The sequence below is a fragment of the Bradyrhizobium sp. MI1.10 genome (genome assembly GCF_055811035.1).
Window position 1 is genome coordinate 1 of the sequence record NZ_JBVVPN010000031.1, and the last position, 20,536, is coordinate 20,536.

Sequence of the window (20,536 nt, forward strand, 5' to 3'; positions counted from 1 at the left end):
AGATGGCAGCATCCGACTACGTGCCGATCTTCTTCAAAAATCGCTTGCATCTCGCGGGGCGTCCACAGATGAGTACGAGGCTGGCGGGTTCGGCGAGAAAAAATGGCGCGGCAGACGACAGTGGCGGGTACCCGGAAGCGACGGTCATGGGCGCAAGGTGCGGGGCGGCAGGAGGCGGCGTGGCCGGTGGAAGAGGCGAACGGGCAGCGGGCGACACCGCAATCCGGCGATGCGTCGCGCATGCCGGATCCGCGTAATTGGCCGGCCGGCCGGCGCGGGCCCGCCGTCGGCCCCGTTCAGGCGAAGCGCGCACCCGGTCCGATGCAGAAGCTGAGCGTGCGCGCCCAGAACGTCCTCAAGGAGCTCGCGGTCGAGCTCACTGCCGAGCAGCCGCCGAAGGGGAATTGGTCGCCCTCGCGCGAGTTGCTGCTTGCGCTGACGGCCGAACGCCTCGCGACCGCGCGCAATTGCGGTCCTCACACGATGAGGGAAATCATCGACTGGGCGCAGGGCTGTGGCGTGACGATCAAGCCGGTGATCCCGCCCGGAGGCTCGCTGTCGCAGATGTGGGCGGAGTTGATTGGCAATGCATCCGCGGGTGCCTTGACCAGCGCCGAGATTGCCGGCGCGCTGCAGCGCTCGATCCGGCGGAAAAGCGTCCGCATCCCGATCGCGTTCCAGGTCATCCTGGTGAAGATCCTGCTGTCCAGCTTCGAATAGATCGACGGATAGCTGTGTATCCGGAGTTCCCGCTGGTTGGTCCCGGCGCTGCTGCTTGCTACTTTTGGCTGGGCTGCCCGCGTTGCCGAGTGGCAAGAACGGAGGGGCACGGCATGGTTCAGGCGAAGAAGGCGCAACGGTCGACGGCGGCGATACCTGCGCGGGCTTCACGCCGCGGTACGATGCGCGACTCCGACTATGCTGGGCTGGCGCAGTTCCGCTACCAGATCCGAAGCTTTCTGGCGTTCAGCGAGGCAGCCGCAGCACAGCAGGGATTGACGCCGACGCAACATCAGGCGCTGCTTGGGATCAAGGGCTTCGTGCGTCCGGGTCCCGCGAGCATCGGTGATGTCGCGCGGTTTCTGCTGATCCGGCATCACTCCGCCGTGGAACTGATCAACCGCCTCGCGAAGCTTGGGCTGGTCAGCCGCATTGCCGACCCTGAAGACGCCAGACGCGTTCATCTCAAGCTGACGAAAAAGGGTGAGCAGAAGCTCCAGGCGCTCTCGCGCAAGAACCTCGAGGAGCTCCGCCGCGCCGCGAGCCCGGCATTGAGCCGGCTCCTGAAGTCGTTCCGCGCCTCCAGCGGGGCTTGACGCGACGTCAGATCCTCACGCCGCCGCGCCCTGGGCGGCGAGCTGCGCAGCCTGATGCTCGGTGGTGAGCGCGTCGGTCAGTTCGCCCAGCGCTTCGCCCGCCATCACCTGCGGCAGCTTGTAGAGCGTCAAATTGATGCGGTGATCGGTGACGCGTCCTTGCGGAAAATTGTAAGTGCGGATGCGCTCGCTGCGATCGCCGGAGCCGACCTTCTCCTTGCGCTCGGCCGAGCGCGCCGCGTCGAGGCGTTGCTGCTCGGCGTCGTAAATGCGCGAACGCAGGATGTTCATGGCAGAAGCGCGATTCTTGTGCTGCGAGCGGCTGTCCTGCATCATCACCACGATGCCGGTCGGGATGTGGGTGATGCGGATCGCCGATTCGGTCTTGTTGACGTGCTGGCCGCCGGCGCCCCCGGCGCGCATGGTCTCGATACGCAAATCATCGTTCCGGATCTCGACATCGACCTCCTCGACCTCGGGCATTACGGCGACCGTGGCGGCGGATGTGTGGATGCGCCCCTGCGTCTCGGTGTCCGGCACGCGCTGCACCCGGTGCACGCCGGACTCGAACTTCAGCTTCGAGAACGCGCCGCGGCCCTGCACCTCGGCGATGATTTCCTTGTAGCCGCCGACGCTGCCTTCGCTCGCCGAGATCACCTCGACCTTCCAGCCCTGCAGGGCCGCGAAGCGCTCGTACATCCGGAACAAATCTCCGGCGAACAGCGAAGCCTCGTCGCCGCCGGTGCCGGCGCGGATTTCCAGCACCACGTTGCGGTCGTCCATGGCGTCCTTCGGCAGCAGCGCGACGCGGATTTTCTGGACCAGATCCTCGATCTTCGGCGTCAGCTCGTCGCGCTCGGCTTCCGCCATGGCGCGCATCTCGGCATCGGTCGCGGGATCGGCGATCAGCACCTCGGTGTCGGCGAGCTCCTTGACGGCCGAACGATAGGTTTTGACCGCTTCGATCAATGGCGTGAGCTCGGCGAGCTCACGCGTGATCTGCACATAGCGTTCGGAGGCGAGCTGACCGAGCGATTCGGCTTCGAGCGAGGCGTGATGCGCGAGCAGGACGTCCAGTTTGGCTTCGGGGAGTGACGACATCGGTTCAGTCTCAAAATGCGGGAAAGGGCGAGGCGGCAGGAAGGGGCGACAGGCCCGCTACAACGCCAGGCCTTCAGCCTCGGCAAATTCCGTCAGCTTCTGCCGGATCGAGACGCTGCCGGCGGGCGCGTCCAGCAACGGGCCGAGCATCGCTTCGGCCTTCTTGGCGTCGAGATCGATCACCATCGCCTTGACCGGGCCGAGCGCGGTGGCCGAGAGCGACAGCGAGCGATAGCCCATCGCGATCAGGGCCAGTGCGCCGATCGGCTTCGAGGCCATCTCGCCGCAGAGTGACAGCGATTTCTTCGCCTCCTGCGACTTGCGCGCGATGTCGCGCAGCGCACGCAGGATCGGCGCCGACATGGTGTCGAAGCGTTCGGAGACCTTTGCATTGCCGCGGTCGACCGCGAACAGGAACTGGAACAGATCGTTGGAGCCGACCGAGATGAAGTCGACCTTCTTGAGAAGCTCGTCGAGCTGATAGAGCAGCGCCGGCACCTCGACCATGGTGCCGATGTCGATCCGCTCCGGCAGTGTGTGGCCGTGCTGGCGCAGATAGGTCAGCTCGCGTTCGACCAGCGCCTTCGCCGAATCGAATTCACCCACCTCCGAGATCATCGGGAACATGATGCGCAACGCGCGGCCGCCGCCGGCGCGCAGCAGGGCGCGGATCTGGCCGCGCAACAGCCCGGGACGGTCGAGCCCGAGCCGGATCGCGCGCCATCCGAGCGCGGGATTCTCCTCGATCACCGCCTCCATGTAAGGCAGCGCCTTGTCGCCGCCGATGTCGAGGGTGCGGAAGGTGACGGGCTTGGTGCCGGCGGCATCCAACACGGTGCGATAGAGCGCGAGCTGGTCGCTGGTGCGCGGCAGGCTCTGGCCGACCATGAATTGCAGCTCGGTGCGGAACAGGCCGATGCCGGCGCTGCCGGTGTCCTCGATGTGCGGCAGGTCGATCGCGAGACCCGCATTGATCATCAGCTCGACCTTCTGGCCGTCTTTGGTGACGCAGGGCAGGTCGCGCAGCGCCAGATACTGCGCCTGGCGGCGGGCGCGGAAGCGCACGCGCTCCGCGAAGGCCGCTTCGACCTCCTGCGATGGGCGCACATAGATCATGCCGGAGGTGCCGTCGACGATGACGGCGTCGCCGGGATCGGCGATACCGGGCGCGTTCGGGACTTCGCCGACCGCGGGAATGCCAAGCGCGCGCGCCACGATCGAGACGTGGGAATTGGCGGTGCCTTCTTCCAATATGATGCCGCGCAGGCGCTTGCGGTCGTAGTCGAGCAGCGCCGCCGGGCCCATCGCGCGCGCGATGACGATGGCATTGTCGGGCAATTGTTCGCGTGACGGCGCGTGATCCTGGCCGACCAGTTGCCGCATCAGGCGATAGCCGAGATCCTCGAGATCATGCAGCCGGTCGCGCAAATAGGGATCGGTCGAGCGCAGCATGCGCGCGCGGGTGTCGGATTGCACACGCTCGACGGCGGCTTCCGCCGTCAGGCCGGTGGCGACCGCCTCGTGCAGCTTGTGCGACCAGCCCTGGTCGTTGGCGAACATGCGGTAGGCTTCCAGCACCTCGCGATGCTCGCCGCCTTCCGCGACGTCGCCGCGCTCCAGCATGCGATCGAGATCGGCGCGCAGCTTGGCGAGCGCGGTGTCGAGCCGCTTGATCTCCTTCGGCAGGTCCTCGGCGATGTAGTCCTTGATGACGACGCGCGGCTCGTGCAGCACGACGTGGCCGAGCGCGATGCCTTCCGACAGGATGGCGCCGACCTTCTGCGCCGAATGGCGCGCGGCGGGCTCATGGCCCGGCTGGGCCAGCGCGGACAGCTCGCCTGAGGCGATCAGCTCCGCCAGCACCATCGCCGTGGTCTGAAGCGCCTCGAGCTCCTCCTCGACATAGTTGCGCTTGGCGCGGTTCTGCACCACCAGCACGCCGAGCGTGTTGCCGGCGCGCAGGATCGGCACGCCGAGGAAGGAGTGGTAGATCTCTTCGCCGGTCTCCGGGCGGAACGAGAAGGCCGGATGGCTCTGCGCGTCGTTCAAGTTGAGAGGGGTTGCCTCGCTGGCGACCAGGCCGACAAGGCCCTCATGGGCGCTGAGCACGGTGTGGTGCACCGCCTCGCGGTTGAGGCCTTCGGTGGCATAGAGCTCGAGCGTGTTGTCGACGCGCAGCACATAGACCGAGCACACCTCGGCCACCATGTTGGCGGCGATCAGCACCACGATCTTGTCCAGCCGCTCCTGGGCCGAGACCTGCTCCGCCATGGTTTCGCGGAGCCGTCTCAACAAGACGCGGGGACCTCCCGACGCGCTCCGCATGAACCGTCAATCTCCTTCGTCAGCCGGGGCCGAAAGGGCCCGCGGCGGCTCGCCCAGAAATCCAGAAAAACAACAAATTTGCTCGTCCGGCGCCGGCCCCGGCGGTTGCCTGGGCCGAATCAGCACCGCCTCAACTGGGGCACAGTTTCTGGCAGCCCACCCTGTTCGCCGTATAGCGAATTGGGGCTTGTTTTGCCAAGCAAAACGCCTGCCAAACGCGAAAGTGTGGAGACCTCAGCGTTTGCTGCGACCGCTAAGAGAAAATTAGCCTACGCCTGATCGAGACCGTAGAGCGTGTGCAGCGTGCGCACCGCAAGCTCGGTATAGGCGGTGTCGATCAGAACCGAGAACTTGATCTCGGAGGTTGTAATGGCCCGGATGTTGATATTCCGTCCTGCGAGGGCCGAGAACGCCTGGGCGGCGACGCCGGCATGGCTGCGCATTCCGCTGCCGATCACCGAGATCTTGGCAACGTCGGTCGCGGTGTCGAGCCGGGCGTAATTGATCTGGCTCTTGGCCGCGGTGATGGTCTCCTTGGCCCTGGTATAGTCGGCGGCCGGGACCGTGAAGGTGAGATCGGTGGTCTTGCCGTCTTCGGAGACGTTCTGCACGATCATGTCGACGTTGATGTTGGCCTCCGCGAGCGGGCCGAAGATCGACGCCGCCACGCCGGGTTTGTCCTCGATCTGGCGTACCGAGATCTGGGCCTCGTCCTTCGAAAAGGCGATGCCGGTGACGACGTGGCTTTCCATGATCTCCTCCTCGCTGCAGATCAGCGTGCCGGGCGGCTGGTTGGCATGCGGGTCGATATCCTCGGGCTTGTCGAAGCTCGAGCGGACGAAAATCGGCATGTTGTGGACCATGCCGAGTTCCACTGAGCGGACCTGGAGCACCTTGGCGCCCTGGGAGGCCAGCTCCAGCATGTCTTCGAACGCGATCTTGTCGAGCCGGCGCGCCTTCGGCACGATTCGCGGATCGGTTGTGTAGACACCGTCGACGTCGGTGTAGATGTCGCAGCGGTCCGCCTTGACGGCGGCGGCGATTGCCACGGCCGAGGTGTCGGAGCCGCCGCGGCCGAGCGTGGTGATGCGGTTGGTCTCGGGGTTGATGCCCTGAAAGCCGGCGATCACGGCGACTTCCTTGCGCTCCCTGAAGCGCTTGATGATCTCGCTGCCGTCGATGCCCTCGATCCGGGCCGAAGCATGGGCGTCGCTGGTCGTGATCGGGATCTGCCAGCCCTGCCAGGAGCGGGCCTGGATACCCATGCCCTGAAGCACGATGGCAAGCAGGCCGGACGTCACCTGTTCGCCCGAGGCGACCACGGCGTCGTATTCGCGTGCGTCGTGCATCGGCGAGGCCTCGGTGCACCAGGCCACCAGCTCGTTGGTTTTACCGGACATCGCCGAGACGACCACGGCCACTTCATGGCCGGCGTCGACCTCACGCTTCACATGGCGTGCGACGTTGCGGATACGTTCGATGTTGGCGACGGATGTGCCGCCGAATTTCATCACGAGGCGGCTCATGACGACGCGTGCATTCCCTCATAAGGATAAGTATGGTGACCCGCGCTGGACGGGTGCCTGCGATACCGACCGCGCGTATACAGAGGGGCGGGGCCGGGGGCAAGCAGGTTCCTGCGCGGGCCAATCCGGGCAATGGGTTATTCGAGGTCATGGCGCGTTACATCGACGAGATCCTGCAACCGGGCGAGCGGGTGCTGTATTCGACCAATGCGCACTGGATCTTCTATTTTCCGGCGATCCTGGCCTGGATCGTGGCGCTGGTCCTGTTCGTCCTGTCCCGGCAAACCATCGTCGAGGGGCTCGTCCTGCTCTGTCTGGTCGCGGCCGGCCTAGTGGCTCTGGCGGCGCTGTACTGGACCGTGAAGGGCTGGTTCCATCGCTTTACCACCGAGACCGACGTGACCAATTTGCGGGTCGTGCACAAGACCGGCTTCATCAAGCGCCGCACCTTCGAGATGGCGCTGGATAAGGTCGAGAGCGTCGATGTGAATCAGACCATTCTCGGACGTATTCTCAACTATGGCGACGTCACCATCAATGGCGTGGGGGAAGGTCGCGAAACCATCCGGACCATCGCCTCGCCGCTCGCCTTCCGCAGTTCGATCACCACGCGGTAGGACCGCGCGCAACCCATGAGCATGCAGCAAAATACTTCCGCTACCGCAAGCCCGCAGCCGGGCTCGACCGTCGACGCCGCCGAGATCGCGAAATTCTCAAAACTTTCGGCCGAGTGGTGGGACCCCAACGGCAAGATGGCGCCGCTGCACCGGATCAACCCGCTGCGGCTCGGCTACATCCGCGATGCCGCCTGCCGCAAGTTCGAGCGCAATTTGCGCAGCCTCAACTGCCTCGGCGGTCTGCGCGTGCTCGATATCGGCTGCGGCGCCGGCCTGCTCTGCGAGCCGCTGTCGCGCCTGGGTGCGCAGGTCATCGGCGTCGATCCGTCGGTCAGCAACATCGCGGCCGCGAAGCTGCATGCCGACAAGGCGCATCTCGCGATCGACTATCGCTGCACCACGGTTGAGGAGATCGACCCGCGCGAGCGCTTTGACATCGTGCTGGCGATGGAGGTGGTCGAGCACGTGGTCGACGTCGGCGTTTTCCTGAAGCGCTGCGCCGCGATGCTGAAGCCGAACGGGTTGATGGTGGTCTCGACGCTGAACAGGAACTGGAAGAGTTTTGCGCTCGCCATCGTCGGCGCCGAATATGTGCTGCGATGGCTGCCGCGCGGCACCCACGAGTGGAACAAATTCGTCACCCCCGACGAACTGACGAAATACCTGCTCGACAACCGCCTGGTCATCACCGAGCAGACCGGCGTCGTCTACTCACCCTTCGCCGACAAATGGACCCTCTCGTCAGACATGGACGTGAACTACATGGTGGTGGCGGAAGGCATGGTGTGAGGCGTTGCTGCTTCCAAACATTCGGCGTCGTCCTGGCGAAAGCCAGGACCCATTACCCCTGGGAGAAGTTGTGGCGCGAGACAGATAATCTCGAGTCTTCGCCAAACCACTCCCAGGGGTAATGGGTCCTGGATCTGCGCTTCGCTTGTCCAGGACGACGATGAATTTGGCGATAGCATCGCTCCCATGACGTTCGTGTGGTTGACCCATTGAACAGCTAGCGGCAGGTTGGCCGCAATCATTGGCCCTCCCACCCATTTCCCCATGTTCACCATCGCCAGCCTCTGGATTCCCTTCACCGTCATTGCCGCGCTCGGCCAGGTCGCGCGCAATGCGATGCAGCGGTCACTGACAAAGCCGCTGGGGACTTGGGGCGCGACCAATATCCGCTTCCTATTCGGCTTTCCGTTCTCGCTCCTGTTCCTGGCAGTGGTGCTGGTTGCCACCGGCGATCATCTCGGCATGCCGCCCGGTGTGTTCTGGCCGTGGCTGCTGCTCGGCGCGCTCAGCCAGATCGTCGCGACCGGCCTGATGCTGCTCGCCATGAACGACCGCTCCTTCGTGGTGACGACGGCCTATCTGAAAACCGAGGCGATCCAGACCGCCATCTTCGGCTTCGTCTTCCTCGGCGATCATCTGACATGGCTCAAGGTGCTGGCGATCGTGATCGCGACAATCGGCGTCGTCATCACCGCGCTACGGCCCGGTGGCGAGAAGAGTTTTGCCGAATTGAAGCCGACCATCACCGGTCTCGTCGCGGCGGCGGCGTTCGCGTTGTCAGCGGTCGGCTTCCGCGGCGCCATCATCAACGTGCCTGATGTCTCGTTCGTGACGGCGGCATCGTTCACGCTGGTGCTCGGCCTGTTCGTGCAGACGTTGATCCTGACGATCTATCTGCTCTGGCGCGCGCCAAAGGTGCTTCAGGGCATCCTCTCAATGTGGCGGCCCTCAATGCTGGCCGGCTTCACCGGCGCCTTCGCCTCGCAGTTCTGGTTCCTGGCGTTCGCGCTGACGGCCGCCGCCAATGTTCGCACACTCGCCTTGATCGAGGTGCTGTTCGCGCAGGCCGTGGCCTACTACTCGTTCAAGCAGCCGATCGCGCCGCGCGAAATTATCGGCATCGCGCTGATCGTGGTCGGCGTGGCGGTGTTGGTGGGAGTCTAATTCCGGTCTTCCGGCAGCGTCGGCAGCGGAGACACCTCGATGCCTTCGTCGATCAGCGACTTGGCCTCGTCGGGCGAGGCTTCGCCATAGATCGGACGGTGCTCCTTGTCGCCGTAATGCATCGCGCGGGCTTCATTGGCGAATCGCTCGCCGACATTGTCGGCGTTCTTCACGATGTGATCGCGCAGCTCCTTGAGCTTGGCGCGCAGCTCCCGCTCCTGCGCCATCAACAGCGAGGTCGGTGCGGATTGCGCAGCCTCGGGCGCGGTCGTCGTGGCGGTGGGCTCAGGCGGCGGCGTGGCGCGTCCGCGGCCCTTCTTGCCGACGATGCGCGGTGCCATGATCGCCTTGTCGACCTTGGCCGAGCCGCAGATCGGACAAGTCACGAGCTTGCGCTTCACCTGAGAATCGTACGCGGCCGAGCTCTGGAACCAACTCTCGAAGTCGTGGCTCCGGTCGCAGCGGAGCGCGTAGCGGATCATGCCGATCCCCGCACCAGATGCAGGTGGTCCGGCCCGGCCTTGGGGTCGGCGACGCCGAAGCGGCGGCCGTGCTGGAGCGAGGGGATCGCGCGGCGCGCGGTCTCGACCTTGGCCGGATCGATTTGTGCCATGATGATGCCGGGCTCGACATCGCCTTCGGCGAGGATCTCGCCCCAGGGATCGATGATCAACGAATGGCCATAGGTCTCCCGCTTGTTCTCGTGCAGGCCTGCCTGCGCCGCGGCGAAGATGAAGCAACCGGTCTCGATCGCGCGCGCACGCAACAGCACGTGCCAATGCGCCTCGCCGGTCTTGCGGGTGAAGGCCGAGGGTACCGTGATGAAGTACGCGCCGCTCTCGGCCAGCGCGCGGTAGAGCGCGGGGAAGCGCACGTCATAACAGATCGTCAGGCCGACGCGGCCCCAGGGCAGGTCGGAGATCACGGCCGTCTCGCCCGGCTGGTAATTGGCGGATTCGCGATAGCTCTCGCCGTCAGGGAGCTCGATGTCGAACATGTGGATCTTGTCGTAGCTCGCGAGCACATTGCCCTCGGGCCCGATCAGGAACGAGCGGTTGACCGCTTTTTCGTCCGAAAAGCGCAGCGCCAGCGAGCCGACATGGATGTGGATCTTCAGTTCGGCCGCGAGCGCCCGGTACGCCCTCAGCGAGTTGTCGTCGTCTTGGCTCTGGAGGTGCTCGAACAGGGCCTTGCGGTTGAGCTGCATCATATTGCTGACTTCGGGCGTCTGCACGTAGTCGGCGCCATTGGCCGCAGCCTGGCGGATCAGCCTGGTGGCCTGCGCGAGGCTTGGCTCGGGCATCAGGCCGGTGCGCATCTGCACCATCGCTGCCGTGAAGGTCCTGTTGTCGCTCATGACTCCGCCTTGACGCTTTCGAGCATGGCGTCGAGCTTGCCTTCACGATCGAGCGCGTAGAGTTCGTCGCAGCCTCCGACATGGGTTCCGCCGATCCAGATCTGCGGGAAGGTCGAGCCCTCGCCGGAGCGATCGTACATCTCCTGGCGCCAGGACGGGTTCTTGGCGATATCCAACTCCGTGAACGTCGCCTTCTTGCGGGTCAGCAGCGACTTGGCGGCGGAACAATAGCCGCAGCCCGGCCTGGTGTAGATCTCGACAGCAGCGGTCATCTTGTCTGGCGCTTTCATGTCATGAATTCATTGAATTATATGGGACTTCACCGGCTCTCGACAACCCGGGCAAACACCAGCACGTCCACTTGCGCCGCCTTGGCCCGGAGCAGGGCTCGCGCGCAGGCATCCAGGGTCGCACCCGACGTCAGGACGTCGTCGATGAGGACAATGCGCCGACCCTGGACGTCCGCCTGACGGTCCGGGGATACCTGGAATGCGCCCTGCACATTGGTGGCGCGCTGGGCCCGCGACAGGCCGATCTGCTGCTCGGTGGCGCGTACCCGGCGCAGCACCTCAGCTTTCACTTTCACCCCGCTCTGCCGCTCGATGATGCGTGCCAGGGCGCCGGATTGGTTGTAGCGGCGGCGCCAGGCCCGCCGCCAATGCAGGGGCACCGGCACCAGCATGTCGGCGCCGGCGAGCAACTCGCCGCCCGCCCGCGCCATCCAGCGCCCCATGGCCGGCGCGAGATCAGTGCGGTCCTGGTATTTCAGCGCATGCACCAGGGTGCGCGCGACGTCGTCATAGCGCACCGCAGCGCGCGCCCGTTGGTAGGCCGGCGGGCTCGCAATGGCCTCCATCGATAGCATGTCGGGGCCGGGGTCATAGACGAAGGGAATGCCGAGCCGTGGGCAGTAGGGCCGTTCGATGAACGACAGCCGCGCCCAGCACGAAGCGCACACGCCCTCGCCATCGACCGGCTCGCGGCAGGACACGCACAGCGTCGGCAGCGCGATGTCGAGCGCGAGCCGTGGCAGATGGGCCAATACCCCGCGGCAGGCCTCGAGCGCGCCGCGCAGATGGCTGGAAATGGAGCGTGGTGGTGATGCCTCGGCGCCCATTGGGCAAGGCTAGCGCCGTCCTGCGCCACGCTCAAGCCAATGGGCTGTTCTCGTCCGCGCCCGGCCTACGGCTCTTCGGCAGCACGGGCCGGAAGAACGATCGCTCATAACGGCGAAAGCAGCGCGTTTGCCTTGCGAATTCGATCGCTTTCTGGACGTCCGGATCTTCGGCGCTGTCCTTCCGATATTGTTCGTACGCCGCGAAGCTCGGGAAGCTGAACATTGCGAGGGCGACGTCGCTCGCGCCTTCCGATGGCAGGAAGTACCCGTGGTGGATGCCGCCGAATCTTGGCACCAGTTCCAGCCACATCCTGCCATAGGCTTCGAATTCGGCGAGCTTGTCCGGGGGGATCTCGTATCGCAGATAACAGGTGATCATCGTTTGACGCTCCGGCGCCGCGGACCTGGTGCGCATTGCTAGTTTGGAACACGGGGGGCCGGCGTCGGCCTCCACGAGGCAAGGCTAGCGCCGCGCGCAGTGGATTGCCAGAACCAGCATGATCGGCGTAACCAGCGCCATGGCCACAACCCCGCAAACCGCGCCCGCTCTGTTCGACCGTGCTTTGCTGCACGCGCGACAGCGCCGCGCGCAGGCGCAAGGTGCGGTGAGCTTCCTGCTGGATCGGGTCGCCGAGGACATGTCCGACCGGCTGGCCGCAGTGATGCGGGAGTTTCGTACAGCGGCCGATCTCTGGACGCCCGGCGAGGGTCTCGCCGTGTTGCGCGCGCGACTGCCCTCGATCGAGCGCATTGAGCTCGATACGTCGGGTGCGGAGAAGCTGCCCTTTGCGCCCGAGAGCCTCGACCTCGTGGTCTCGGCGCTGGCGCTGCAATTCGTCAACGATCTGCCGGGGGTGCTCGCGCAAATCCGTCGCGCGCTGAGGCCGGACGGCCTTCTGCTGGCGGCGATGATCGGCGGCGACAGCCTGACCGAGCTGCGCCAGGCTTTTGCCGCCGCCGAGGCCGAATGCGAGGGCGGTGTTTCGCCGCGTGTGGCGCCGTTTGCCGATTTACGCGACGTTGGCGCGCTGTTGCAGCGGGCAGGATTTGCGCTGCCGGTCACCGATGTCGACCGCGTCGTGGTGCGCTATGGCAATGCCTTCGCGCTGATGCAGGATATCAGGCGCATGGGCGCCGCCAATGTGCTGATCGAACGGCGACGCACGCCCAGCCGGCGATCGACGCTGCTGCGGATGGCTGAAATCTACGCGGAACGCTTTGCCGATGCCGACGGCCGCATCCGTGCGACATTCGACATCATCTGGCTCTCAGGCTGGGCCCCGCATGCGAGCCAGCAGCAGCCGCTCAAGCCCGGATCAGCGAAGGCGAGCCTGGCGGATGCGGTGAAGAAGGCGGGAGGGACGTAACTCCTCATGGTGAGGAGGCGCGTCGGCGCCATCTCGAACCATGCAGGCCCGGCTCTCATCCGCAGCCATCCTTCGAGACGACCGCTGCGCGGTCTCCTCAGGATGAGGTCCGAGCTCACATCAGTAAATCGATCAAATGCGGGATCAGCGGAATGTCCGCGGGCGGCATGGGATAGTCGCGCAGCTTGTTGGCGCGAACCCAGGCCAGGGTCTGGCCTTCGCGTGGCGTGACCTGTCCCTCCCAGCGCCGGCAGATGTAGAGCGGCATCAGGAGGTGAAAGGTCTCGTAGCCGTAGCTCGCGAATGTCAGCGGCGCCAGGCAGGGCTCCGCGACGCTGATGCCGAGCTCCTCGTGGAGTTCGCGGATCAGGCTCTGTTCCGGCCGCTCGCCGGGCTCACACTTGCCGCCGGGAAATTCCCAGAGGCCGGCCAGCGTCTTGCCCTCGGGGCGCTGCGCGATCAGGACGCGCTTGTCGGCGTCGACCAGCGCGCAAGCCACCACGAGCGTCAGTTTGAGATCAGCCATCCCTGGAATTCCGCTCGCTGAAGGATCATCCGCAACGGTTCGTTAACCCTGTGACGGCCCGTGTTTCCGAGGTCTCCATAAGTCATATTTAATCCACGGTTCCTAGAGTGGAAACGCTGAAACCATTCCGGGCCAGATCCATGCGCGTTGAGTTTCGTCCCATCTTCCGTCGGTTTCTCCGCGATCGCCGCGGCAATGTCGCGGTGATCTTCGCAATCTGCTGCGTCCCCCTGATCACGTTCATCGGTTGCGCCGTCGACTATTCGATGGCGACCAGGATGAAGGCAAAGCTGCAAGCTGCTGCCGATGGCGCCGCTGTCGCCGCCGTCTCACAGAAGGCCCCCGGCTTTATCGCTGCCGCAGCCATGACGGGCAATGGCTCCGTCACGGAGGGCGTGAACGACGCGAATAACGTGTTCGACGCCAACATGAGCAATGTCACGGCACCGCCCAACTTGTCTCGCAACAGCACGGTGACGAAGACTGGGATCGCCGTGGCCGCCAGCGTCCAGTTCAGTGCCGACGTCCCCGTCACCTTCCTGAAGATTCTCGGCTACCAAAAGCTCAGCGTCTCCGGCACCTCGAATGCCTCCGCGTCGCTGCCGCCCTATCTCGATTTCTATCTCACGCTCGACGTCTCCGGATCCATGGGCCTGCCGTCGACCTCGGCCGAGGCCGTCCGAATGCAATCGATCAACCCGGACAACTTCAGGCAATACCCCACAGGCTGCACCTTGGCCTGCCATTTCGCGCCCCAGAACAGTGCGTGCACCGATAGCGGAACGCAGGGATATCCTACCAACAATTACTGTCTGGGCTATGCGATCTCGCGCGTCAGTCAAAGCGGCTATGCCGGTCTGCTTTCGACGACGACTGTGAATTCAACGTATCCAAAGGGCAAGAAGCTGTCGTCTTCAGTCGTGTCCGGTCTACCGGGCTCACTGTATTCGACCCTTCCGACCGTTGCGAACTGCCCCACCGCCGGAACCGATAACTGCATTCAGCTCCGGCTGGATGCGGTCGGCTACGCCGTGAACCAGCTGTTTATCACCGCCAACAGCAGCATGAAGGTCGCTAATCAATTCCGGATTGGTATCTATCCGTTCATTCAGTACCTCGATAAGAACTATTTTCCGCTGACGTCCAGCATCAACGGTTCTTCGACGAATCCGTCGACAATCAACTACGCAGCCGCCAATCTCGCTTCGTTGCTCGACACCAACATGAATACGGCTCTCGGATCGGGCGGCACCCATATCGATAACGCGTTGAGTTCGCTCAACAGCTTGATCGTCAGCGCCGGCGACGGCAGCGCCTCGAGCAACGCGCGACCCTATGTATTCCTCGTCACCGACGGCGCACAAGACCCGCAAGTCAAAGGCGTTCCGAATGGGGGCTGGTCGGGCAGTAACCATGCCACGGTCATCAATCCGGCGACCGTCTGCAAACCCCTGAAGGACAAGGGTATCATCATCTCGGTGCTCTACATTCCTTACCAGGTGATCGATCCGGTGAACGCGTCTTTTGCCAATGACGAGGACGATTACGCCAATTGGAACATACCGCTCATTCCGGCGAGCCTGCAGGGCTGCGCGACGCCGGGCTACTTCTATACGGCGAATACCCCGGCGGACATCACGGCCGCCCTGAACGCCATGTTCAATCAGGCGCTGATCACTGCGCACATCACGAAATAGCCGCCCGTCGGGACGCTTACGACCTGTAATCGCCGTTGATCGCGACATACTCCTTGGTGAGGTCGCAGGTCAGCACGCGGTCGCGGCCCTTGCCGAGGCCAAGTGAGACCTTGATCGCGATCTCCGGCGCCTTCATCGCTTCCGACACTTGCGCCTCGTCATAGGACGGATCGCGCGCGCCGCTCTTGGCGACGCGGATGCCGTTGAAGGAGATCGAGAGCTTGTCGCGGTCGGCCGGCTCGCCGGCCTTGCCGACCGCCATCACCACGCGGCCCCAATTGGCGTCCTCGCCGGCGATTGCGGTCTTCACCAGCGGCGAGTTCGCGATCGACATCGCGATCTTGCGCGCCGAGGCCTTGGTCTTGGCGCCCTCGACGGTGATCTCGACCAGCTTACGGGCGCCTTCGCCGTCGCGGGCCACCTGCTCGGAAAGATTGGCGAGCACCTGGTTGAAGGCCTTGACGAAGGCTTTCAGGCGGGGGTCGCTGGCGCGGCTGATCTTCGGCGCGCCGTGTTCTGCGGCAGCACCGGTGGCGAACGCCAGCAGCGTATCCGAGGTCGAGGTGTCGCCGTCGATCGTCACCGCGTTGAACGTGTCCTCGACGCCGCTCTTGAGCAGCGCCTGCAGCGCGGCCGGCGCGATCGGTGCGTCGGTGAAGATGAAGGACAGCATCGTCGCCATATCGGGGGCGATCATGCCGGCACCTTTGGCCATGCCGTTGATGGTGACCTTGGCCTTGCCGAGCTTCACGGTTGCGGTCGCGACCTTCGGGAAGGTGTCGGTGGTCATGATCGCCTTGGCGGCGGCGAGATAATCGCCGGCCTCGGCGGTTTCCGCGAGCCGCCCGAGCACGCCGTCGAACTTGGTCGCATCCAGCGGCTCGCCGATCACGCCGGTCGAGGCCAGGAAGATCTCGCCCTCGGTGCATCCGACGGCCTTGGCCGCGATCTTCGCGGTCAGCGCGGTGGAGCTGCGACCGGTCTTGCCGGTGAAGGCATTGGCGTTGCCGGAATTCACCACCAGCGCGCGCGCCTTGCCCCCCTTCAGCTTGGCGCGGCACCATTCCACCGGCGCGGAGGGGCATTTCGACTTGGTGAAGACGCCGGCGACCGCGGTGCCCTTGTCCATCACCGCGAGCAGCACGTCGGTGCGGTTCTTGTAGCGGATGCCGGCCTCGGCCGTCGCGAGACGGACCCCCGCGATCACGGGCATGTCGGGAACGTGTTTCGGGGCGAGGGGAGAGACGGAGGAGGACATCGCGGGCGCCTTGATGGGATCTGGATATGCAGATGCCCGGCGCGGGGGCCGGGCATCACGGAGGGTTAGATACTCTTCACGTCACCGAAGTGACAGCGAATTCTTACTTCTTCGCAGGCGGCGCCATCTTGCTGTCGGACGGCTTCGCATCCGAAGGCTTGGCATCAGCCGGCTTGGCGTCCTTGGCCGCATCCGCCGGCTGGTCCAGCCGCTCGACCTTGGCTTCCGCGCGCAGCTTGGCGACGTAGTCGGCCTGGGCCTTGCGGGTGACATACTGCTCGATCTGCGCCTTGACCTGCTCGAAATCAGGCGCCTTGCGGCTGCGCTTTTCCTCGACCTTGATGACGTGCCAGCCGAACTGCGATTTCACGGGGTCGGAGATCTTGCCCGGCTCGAGCGCGAAGGCGACCGCCGAGAATTCCGGCACCATCTGCTCCTTGGTGAAGAAGCCGAGGTCGCCGCCGTCGGCCGAGCCCGGATCCTTGGACTTCTTCTTGGCGAGCTCGGCGAAATCCGCGCCCTTGTCGAGCTCGGCCTTGACCGCCTTGGCCTCGTCCTCGGTCTCGACCAGGATGTGGCGGGCGTGCACTTCCTGCTCGCCGGTGATCTGCTTGGAGGCCTCCTCATAGACCTTCTTCATGGCATCCGGGGTGGTGGCGGCCTTGCCCTCGCCGGCGAGCAGGCTGTCCATCAGCAGGCGGTTGCGGGCGAACGCGAGCCGCTTCTTGAACTCCTCGCCGTCGGCGAGCTTCTTGTCTTCGGCGGCCTTGCCGACGATCTTCATGTCGATCAGGAAGGACAGGACGTTCTCGTCCTTGGTCGCCGGGTCCATCTGGGCAAGGCTCGGCCCGAGTTCCTCTTCGGCCATGGCGACGTCGCTCTTCTTGATTTCCGCGCCATTGACCTTCGCCAGCACCGGATCGTCGGCAGCCCGGCCGGGACCTGCGATCAGCGCCAGCGCAAGGCAGCCCACGAGGGCGGTGGCGAGGCCGAAGCGCAGGCCGGTTTTGGTTACCGGGAACGAGGTGGTCATGGAAAATCCTTTTGTTGAAGCAGGGGGCTGCTCGAGCGGGGCGGACACTCGCCCAATTCAGGGGGCCTTGGCAACGCGAAAAGTCTGTCAAAATGATGAATTAGCCGCAATGCACCCGCCGTTGACAAGGCCCTGACCGGGCCATATCTCTGCCCGGTCGCGTCCATGCGATGGCGTTTATTTTGCTGCGTTTTTGGCCGTTGAACCCAGACTTGCCCAACTCCCACCCATATGGCGGATGGACCCCCCGCAGTCCGGGCTCCGGCGCCCAGCAGGCGTCACGGTGAGTTGATAGGCAGGCGGGTGACAACCTCTTGGCTGCAACGCGAACGCGGTTGAATCGCGAACACAGGAACTAAGCATGATCGGCGCGCTCGCCCGCAAGTTTTTCGGCTCCGCCAACGACCGGCGGGTGAAGGGATATCAGTCCCGCGTCAACGCGATCAACGCGCTGGAGCCCGAGGTTTCGAAACTCTCCGACGAAGCCCTCAAGGCCCGCACCGTCGAGTTCAGGCAGCAGCTCGCCGAGGGCAAGACCCTGGACGACCTTCTGGTCCCCGCTTTCGCCACGGTCCGTGAAGCCGCCAAGCGCACGCTCGGCCAGCGCCATTTCGATGTCCAGCTGATCGGCGGCATGGTGCTGCACGAGGGCGACATCGCTGAGATGAAGACCGGCGAAGGCAAGACCCTGGTCGCAACGCTCGCGGTCTACCTCAACGCGCTCGCCGGCAAGGGCGTCCATGTCGTCACCGTCAACGACTACCTTGCCCGCCGCGACTCCGCCTGGATGGGCCAGATCTACGGCTTCCTCGGCCTGACCACCGGCGTGATCGTGCACGGCCTCGACGATTCCGAGCGCAAGACGGCCTATGCCTGCGACATCACCTACGGCACCAACAACGAATACGGCTTCGACTATCTGCGCGACAACATGAAGTACCGGCTCGAGGACATGGTCCAGCGGCCGCACTTCTACGCCATCGTTGACGAAGTCGACTCCATCCTGATCGACGAAGCGCGCACGCCGCTGATCATTTCCGGTCCGCTCGACGACCGCTCCGACTTCTACAACACCATCGACGGCTTCCTGCCCAAGCTCGACAAGTCCGACTACGACGTCGACGAGAAGCAGCGCACAGTGACGCTGACCGAAGCCGGCATGGAGAAGATCGAGACGCTGCTGCGCGATGCCGGCCAGCTCAAGGGCGAGTCGCTCTACGACGTCGAGAACGTCTCCGTCGTGCACCACATCAACCAGGCGCTGCGCGCCCACACCCTGTTCACGCGCGACAAGGACTACATCGTCCGCGACGACGAGGTCGTCATCATCGACGAGTTCACCGGTCGCATGATGCAGGGCCGCCGCTATTCGGAAGGCCTGCATCAGGCGCTGGAAGCCAAGGAGCACGTGCAGGTCCAGCCGGAAAACCAGACGCTGGCCTCGATCACCTTCCAGAACTATTTCCGGATGTACGAAAAGCTCGCCGGCATGACCGGCACGGCGCTGACCGAAGCCGACGAATTGTTCGACATCTACAAGCTCGAGGTCGTGGAAATCCCGACCAATTTGCCGGTCGCCCGTCTCGACGAGGACGACGAGGTCTATCGCACCCAGAACGAGAAATACGCCGCGATCCTGGCCGAGATCGAGCGCGCCAACGCGCGGCTGCAGCCGGTGCTGGTCGGCACCGCCTCGATCGAAAAATCGGAAGTGATCGCCGAATATCTCAAGAAGCACGGCTATCGGCAGATCGATTTCGGCAGCGAAAATTCGATGCAGAAGCTGTACGCCGCGGCCCGCGCCGGCAAGCCGGCAAAGCTGTTCGCGGTGCTGAACGCGCGCTTCCACGAGCAGGAAGCCTACATCGTCGCGGAAGCCGGCGTCCCCGGCGCGATCACGATCGCGACCAACATGGCCGGCCGCGGCACCGACATCAAGCTCGGCGGCTCGCTGGAAATGCGCATCCAGCAGGAGGCCGCTTCGATCGAGGACGAGGCCGAGAAGGCCTTGAAGATCGAGCAGATCAAGGCCGACATCGAGCACTTCCGCGACATCGTGCTGAAGGCCGAAGAAGAGGTCGAGATCGAGCCGGCGAAGGGTTCGAAGCCCGCCAAGACGGTGAAGAAGCCCGGCGGCCTCTACATCATGGGCTCCGAACGCCACGAATCCCGCCGCATCGACAACCAGCTCCGCGGTCGTTCCGGCCGTCAGGGCGACCCCGGCCGCTCGAAATTCTTCCTGTCGCTGGAAGACGATCTGATGCGCATCTTCGGCTCGGATCGCCTCGACAGCATGCTGCAGCGTCTCGGCCTGCAAGAGGGCGAGGCCATCATCCATCCCTGGATCAACAAGGCGCTCGAAAAGGCGCAGCAGAAGGTCGAGGCGCGCAACTTCGACATCCGCAAGAATTTGCTCAAGTTCGACAACGTCCAGAACGACCAGCGCAAGGTGATCTTCGACCAGCGCGTCGACCTGATGAAGGACGACAGCGTCGCCGAGACCGTCGCCGACATGCGCCACGCCTTCATCGACGATCTCGTCGCCAAGCACGTGCCCGAGCACGCCTATGCCGAACAGTGGGACGTCGCGGGCCTGAAGGAAGAGCTCAAGCGCGTGCTCGATCTCGACTTGCCGGTCGAGGACTGGGCCAAGGAAGAGGGCATCGCCGACGAGGAGCTGCTCACGCGCATCGAGACCCGCGCCGACGAGCACATGGCGGCCAAGGTCGGGCAATGGGGTCCCGACGTGATGCGTTACGTCGAGAAGACCATTCTGCTGCAGACGCTCGACCATCTCTGGCGCGAGCATCTGATCATGCTCGACCATCTGCGCCAGGTCATCGGCCTGCGCGGCTACGGCCAGCGCGATCCGCTGCAGGAGTACAAGACCGAGGCGTTCAACCTTTTCCAGGAGATGAGCGCGCATCTGCGCGAGGCCGTTACGGCGCAGCTGATGCGGGTCGAGATCGTGCCGCCGGAGCAGGAAGCCCCGGTGCTGCCTCAGATGGAAGCGCACAAATTCGACCCGAACACCGGCGAGGACGAAATGGCGCTCGCCAGCGTCACGCTCGGAGCGCAGGCCACCGACGCCGCGTTGCGCGATCCCAAGAACCCGGCCAGCTGGGGCAAGATCGGCCGCAACGAGGATTGTCCGTGCGGCTCAGGCAAGAAGTACAAGCACTGCCACGGGCGGTACGCGTAAGGCTTGAATGTGAAGCGCCGACGTCGACGCCTCACACCCCACTGTCGTGGGGGCGGGGTAAACAGAGACACCCGCACCCCCCCGGCCGGCGGTGGACGTAAAAGCAAGGAGAGTGTGAAGGGGTGACCCCAGGGATAGCCG

Annotated in this window: 19 protein-coding genes; 8 read left to right on the top strand and 11 right to left on the bottom strand. The window is 64.6% G+C overall.

Annotated features, from left to right (window positions below; translation table 11 throughout):
* The first annotated feature begins 102 nt into the window (after nucleotides 1-102).
* Nucleotides 103-720, top strand: a complete 618-nt coding sequence (locus AC0L3K_RS27825; RefSeq protein ID WP_473367280.1) for a hypothetical protein — start codon at nucleotides 103-105, stop codon at nucleotides 718-720.
* A gap of 113 nt (nucleotides 721-833) precedes the next feature.
* Complete coding sequence (locus AC0L3K_RS27830) at nucleotides 834-1,316, top strand: MarR family winged helix-turn-helix transcriptional regulator (RefSeq protein ID WP_473367281.1); 483 nt, start codon at nucleotides 834-836, stop codon at nucleotides 1,314-1,316.
* A 15-nt stretch (nucleotides 1,317-1,331) separates the two neighbouring features.
* On the opposite strand, the gene prfA is transcribed toward AC0L3K_RS27830, so the two are convergent.
* From prfA to AC0L3K_RS27845, 3 genes are all read right to left on the bottom strand, one after another.
* Nucleotides 1,332-2,417, bottom strand: coding sequence for a peptide chain release factor 1 (prfA, locus tag AC0L3K_RS27835; protein ID WP_473367282.1), 1,086 nt, complete (start codon nucleotides 2,415-2,417; stop codon nucleotides 1,332-1,334).
* Between the two features lie 57 nt (nucleotides 2,418-2,474).
* Nucleotides 2,475-4,742: a phosphoenolpyruvate--protein phosphotransferase gene (gene ptsP / locus AC0L3K_RS27840; protein ID WP_007599176.1), complete on the bottom strand. Its 2,268-nt coding sequence runs from the start codon at nucleotides 4,740-4,742 to the stop codon at nucleotides 2,475-2,477.
* 269 nt (nucleotides 4,743-5,011) lie between these two features.
* The gene (locus AC0L3K_RS27845) at nucleotides 5,012-6,268 is read right to left on the bottom strand and encodes an aspartate kinase (protein WP_035993939.1); all 1,257 of its coding nucleotides are present in this window, start codon (nucleotides 6,266-6,268) and stop codon (nucleotides 5,012-5,014) included.
* A gap of 149 nt (nucleotides 6,269-6,417) precedes the next feature.
* Between AC0L3K_RS27845 and AC0L3K_RS27850 the strand changes: the two genes are divergently transcribed.
* The 3 genes from AC0L3K_RS27850 to AC0L3K_RS27860 all read left to right on the top strand — a co-directional run bounded on the left by AC0L3K_RS27850 (nucleotide 6,418) and on the right by AC0L3K_RS27860 (nucleotide 8,838).
* A complete protein-coding gene (locus tag AC0L3K_RS27850) occupies nucleotides 6,418-6,885 on the top strand; it encodes a PH domain-containing protein (RefSeq protein WP_007599178.1) in 468 nt (155 codons plus the stop codon).
* A 15-nt stretch (nucleotides 6,886-6,900) separates the two neighbouring features.
* Entirely contained in the window at nucleotides 6,901-7,674 is a 774-nt protein-coding gene (gene ubiG, locus AC0L3K_RS27855) for a bifunctional 2-polyprenyl-6-hydroxyphenol methylase/3-demethylubiquinol 3-O-methyltransferase UbiG (RefSeq protein ID WP_007599179.1), read from the top strand.
* Between the two features lie 264 nt (nucleotides 7,675-7,938).
* Nucleotides 7,939-8,838, top strand: coding sequence for an EamA family transporter (locus AC0L3K_RS27860; protein ID WP_473367283.1), 900 nt, complete (start codon nucleotides 7,939-7,941; stop codon nucleotides 8,836-8,838).
* On the opposite strand, the gene AC0L3K_RS27865 is transcribed toward AC0L3K_RS27860, so the two are convergent.
* Genes AC0L3K_RS27865 through AC0L3K_RS27885 form a run of 5 tightly spaced genes read right to left on the bottom strand, consistent with a single transcriptional unit; the run spans nucleotide 8,835 to nucleotide 11,691 of the window.
* A complete protein-coding gene (locus AC0L3K_RS27865; protein ID WP_007599181.1) occupies nucleotides 8,835-9,320 on the bottom strand; it encodes a DUF1178 family protein in 486 nt (161 codons plus the stop codon). The genes AC0L3K_RS27860 and AC0L3K_RS27865 overlap by 4 nt on opposite strands.
* The gene (locus tag AC0L3K_RS27870; RefSeq protein WP_007599182.1) at nucleotides 9,317-10,195 is read right to left on the bottom strand and encodes a carbon-nitrogen hydrolase family protein; all 879 of its coding nucleotides are present in this window, start codon (nucleotides 10,193-10,195) and stop codon (nucleotides 9,317-9,319) included. Before AC0L3K_RS27870 ends, AC0L3K_RS27865 begins: the two co-directional genes overlap by 4 nt.
* Entirely contained in the window at nucleotides 10,192-10,467 is a 276-nt protein-coding gene (gene grxC, locus AC0L3K_RS27875; protein ID WP_035995401.1) for a glutaredoxin 3, read from the bottom strand. Before grxC ends, AC0L3K_RS27870 begins: the two co-directional genes overlap by 4 nt.
* A gap of 47 nt (nucleotides 10,468-10,514) precedes the next feature.
* On the bottom strand, nucleotides 10,515-11,312 hold the full coding sequence (locus tag AC0L3K_RS27880; protein WP_007599185.1) for a ComF family protein: 798 nt from the start codon (nucleotides 11,310-11,312) through the stop codon (nucleotides 10,515-10,517).
* Between the two features lie 31 nt (nucleotides 11,313-11,343).
* Entirely contained in the window at nucleotides 11,344-11,691 is a 348-nt protein-coding gene (locus AC0L3K_RS27885) for an NIPSNAP family protein (protein ID WP_473367284.1), read from the bottom strand.
* Nucleotides 11,692-11,809: 118 nt separating this feature from the next.
* Between AC0L3K_RS27885 and AC0L3K_RS27890 the strand changes: the two genes are divergently transcribed.
* Nucleotides 11,810-12,679 (top strand): methyltransferase domain-containing protein, encoded by an 870-nt coding sequence (locus AC0L3K_RS27890; protein ID WP_354200591.1) that lies wholly within the window; start codon nucleotides 11,810-11,812, stop codon nucleotides 12,677-12,679.
* Between the two features lie 115 nt (nucleotides 12,680-12,794).
* On the opposite strand, the gene AC0L3K_RS27895 is transcribed toward AC0L3K_RS27890, so the two are convergent.
* Nucleotides 12,795-13,205, bottom strand: a complete 411-nt coding sequence (locus tag AC0L3K_RS27895) for a (deoxy)nucleoside triphosphate pyrophosphohydrolase (RefSeq protein WP_007599192.1) — start codon at nucleotides 13,203-13,205, stop codon at nucleotides 12,795-12,797.
* Between the two features lie 140 nt (nucleotides 13,206-13,345).
* Between AC0L3K_RS27895 and AC0L3K_RS27900 the strand changes: the two genes are divergently transcribed.
* Nucleotides 13,346-14,902, top strand: a complete 1,557-nt coding sequence (locus AC0L3K_RS27900; RefSeq protein ID WP_007599194.1) for a TadE/TadG family type IV pilus assembly protein — start codon at nucleotides 13,346-13,348, stop codon at nucleotides 14,900-14,902.
* A 16-nt stretch (nucleotides 14,903-14,918) separates the two neighbouring features.
* Here AC0L3K_RS27900 and argJ read toward each other — a convergent pair whose 3' ends face one another.
* Together argJ and AC0L3K_RS27910 are read right to left on the bottom strand one after the other, a co-directional pair.
* Nucleotides 14,919-16,160, bottom strand: coding sequence for a bifunctional glutamate N-acetyltransferase/amino-acid acetyltransferase ArgJ (argJ, locus tag AC0L3K_RS27905; RefSeq protein ID WP_007599195.1), 1,242 nt, complete (start codon nucleotides 16,158-16,160; stop codon nucleotides 14,919-14,921).
* Nucleotides 16,161-16,263: 103 nt separating this feature from the next.
* Nucleotides 16,264-17,193, bottom strand: coding sequence for a peptidylprolyl isomerase (locus tag AC0L3K_RS27910; protein WP_219679449.1), 930 nt, complete (start codon nucleotides 17,191-17,193; stop codon nucleotides 16,264-16,266).
* Between the two features lie 361 nt (nucleotides 17,194-17,554).
* Here AC0L3K_RS27910 and secA point away from each other — a divergent pair, with 361 nt between their 5' ends.
* Nucleotides 17,555-20,395: a preprotein translocase subunit SecA gene (secA, locus tag AC0L3K_RS27915; protein ID WP_007599197.1), complete on the top strand. Its 2,841-nt coding sequence runs from the start codon at nucleotides 17,555-17,557 to the stop codon at nucleotides 20,393-20,395.
* Nucleotides 20,396-20,536: the final 141 nt, after the last annotated feature.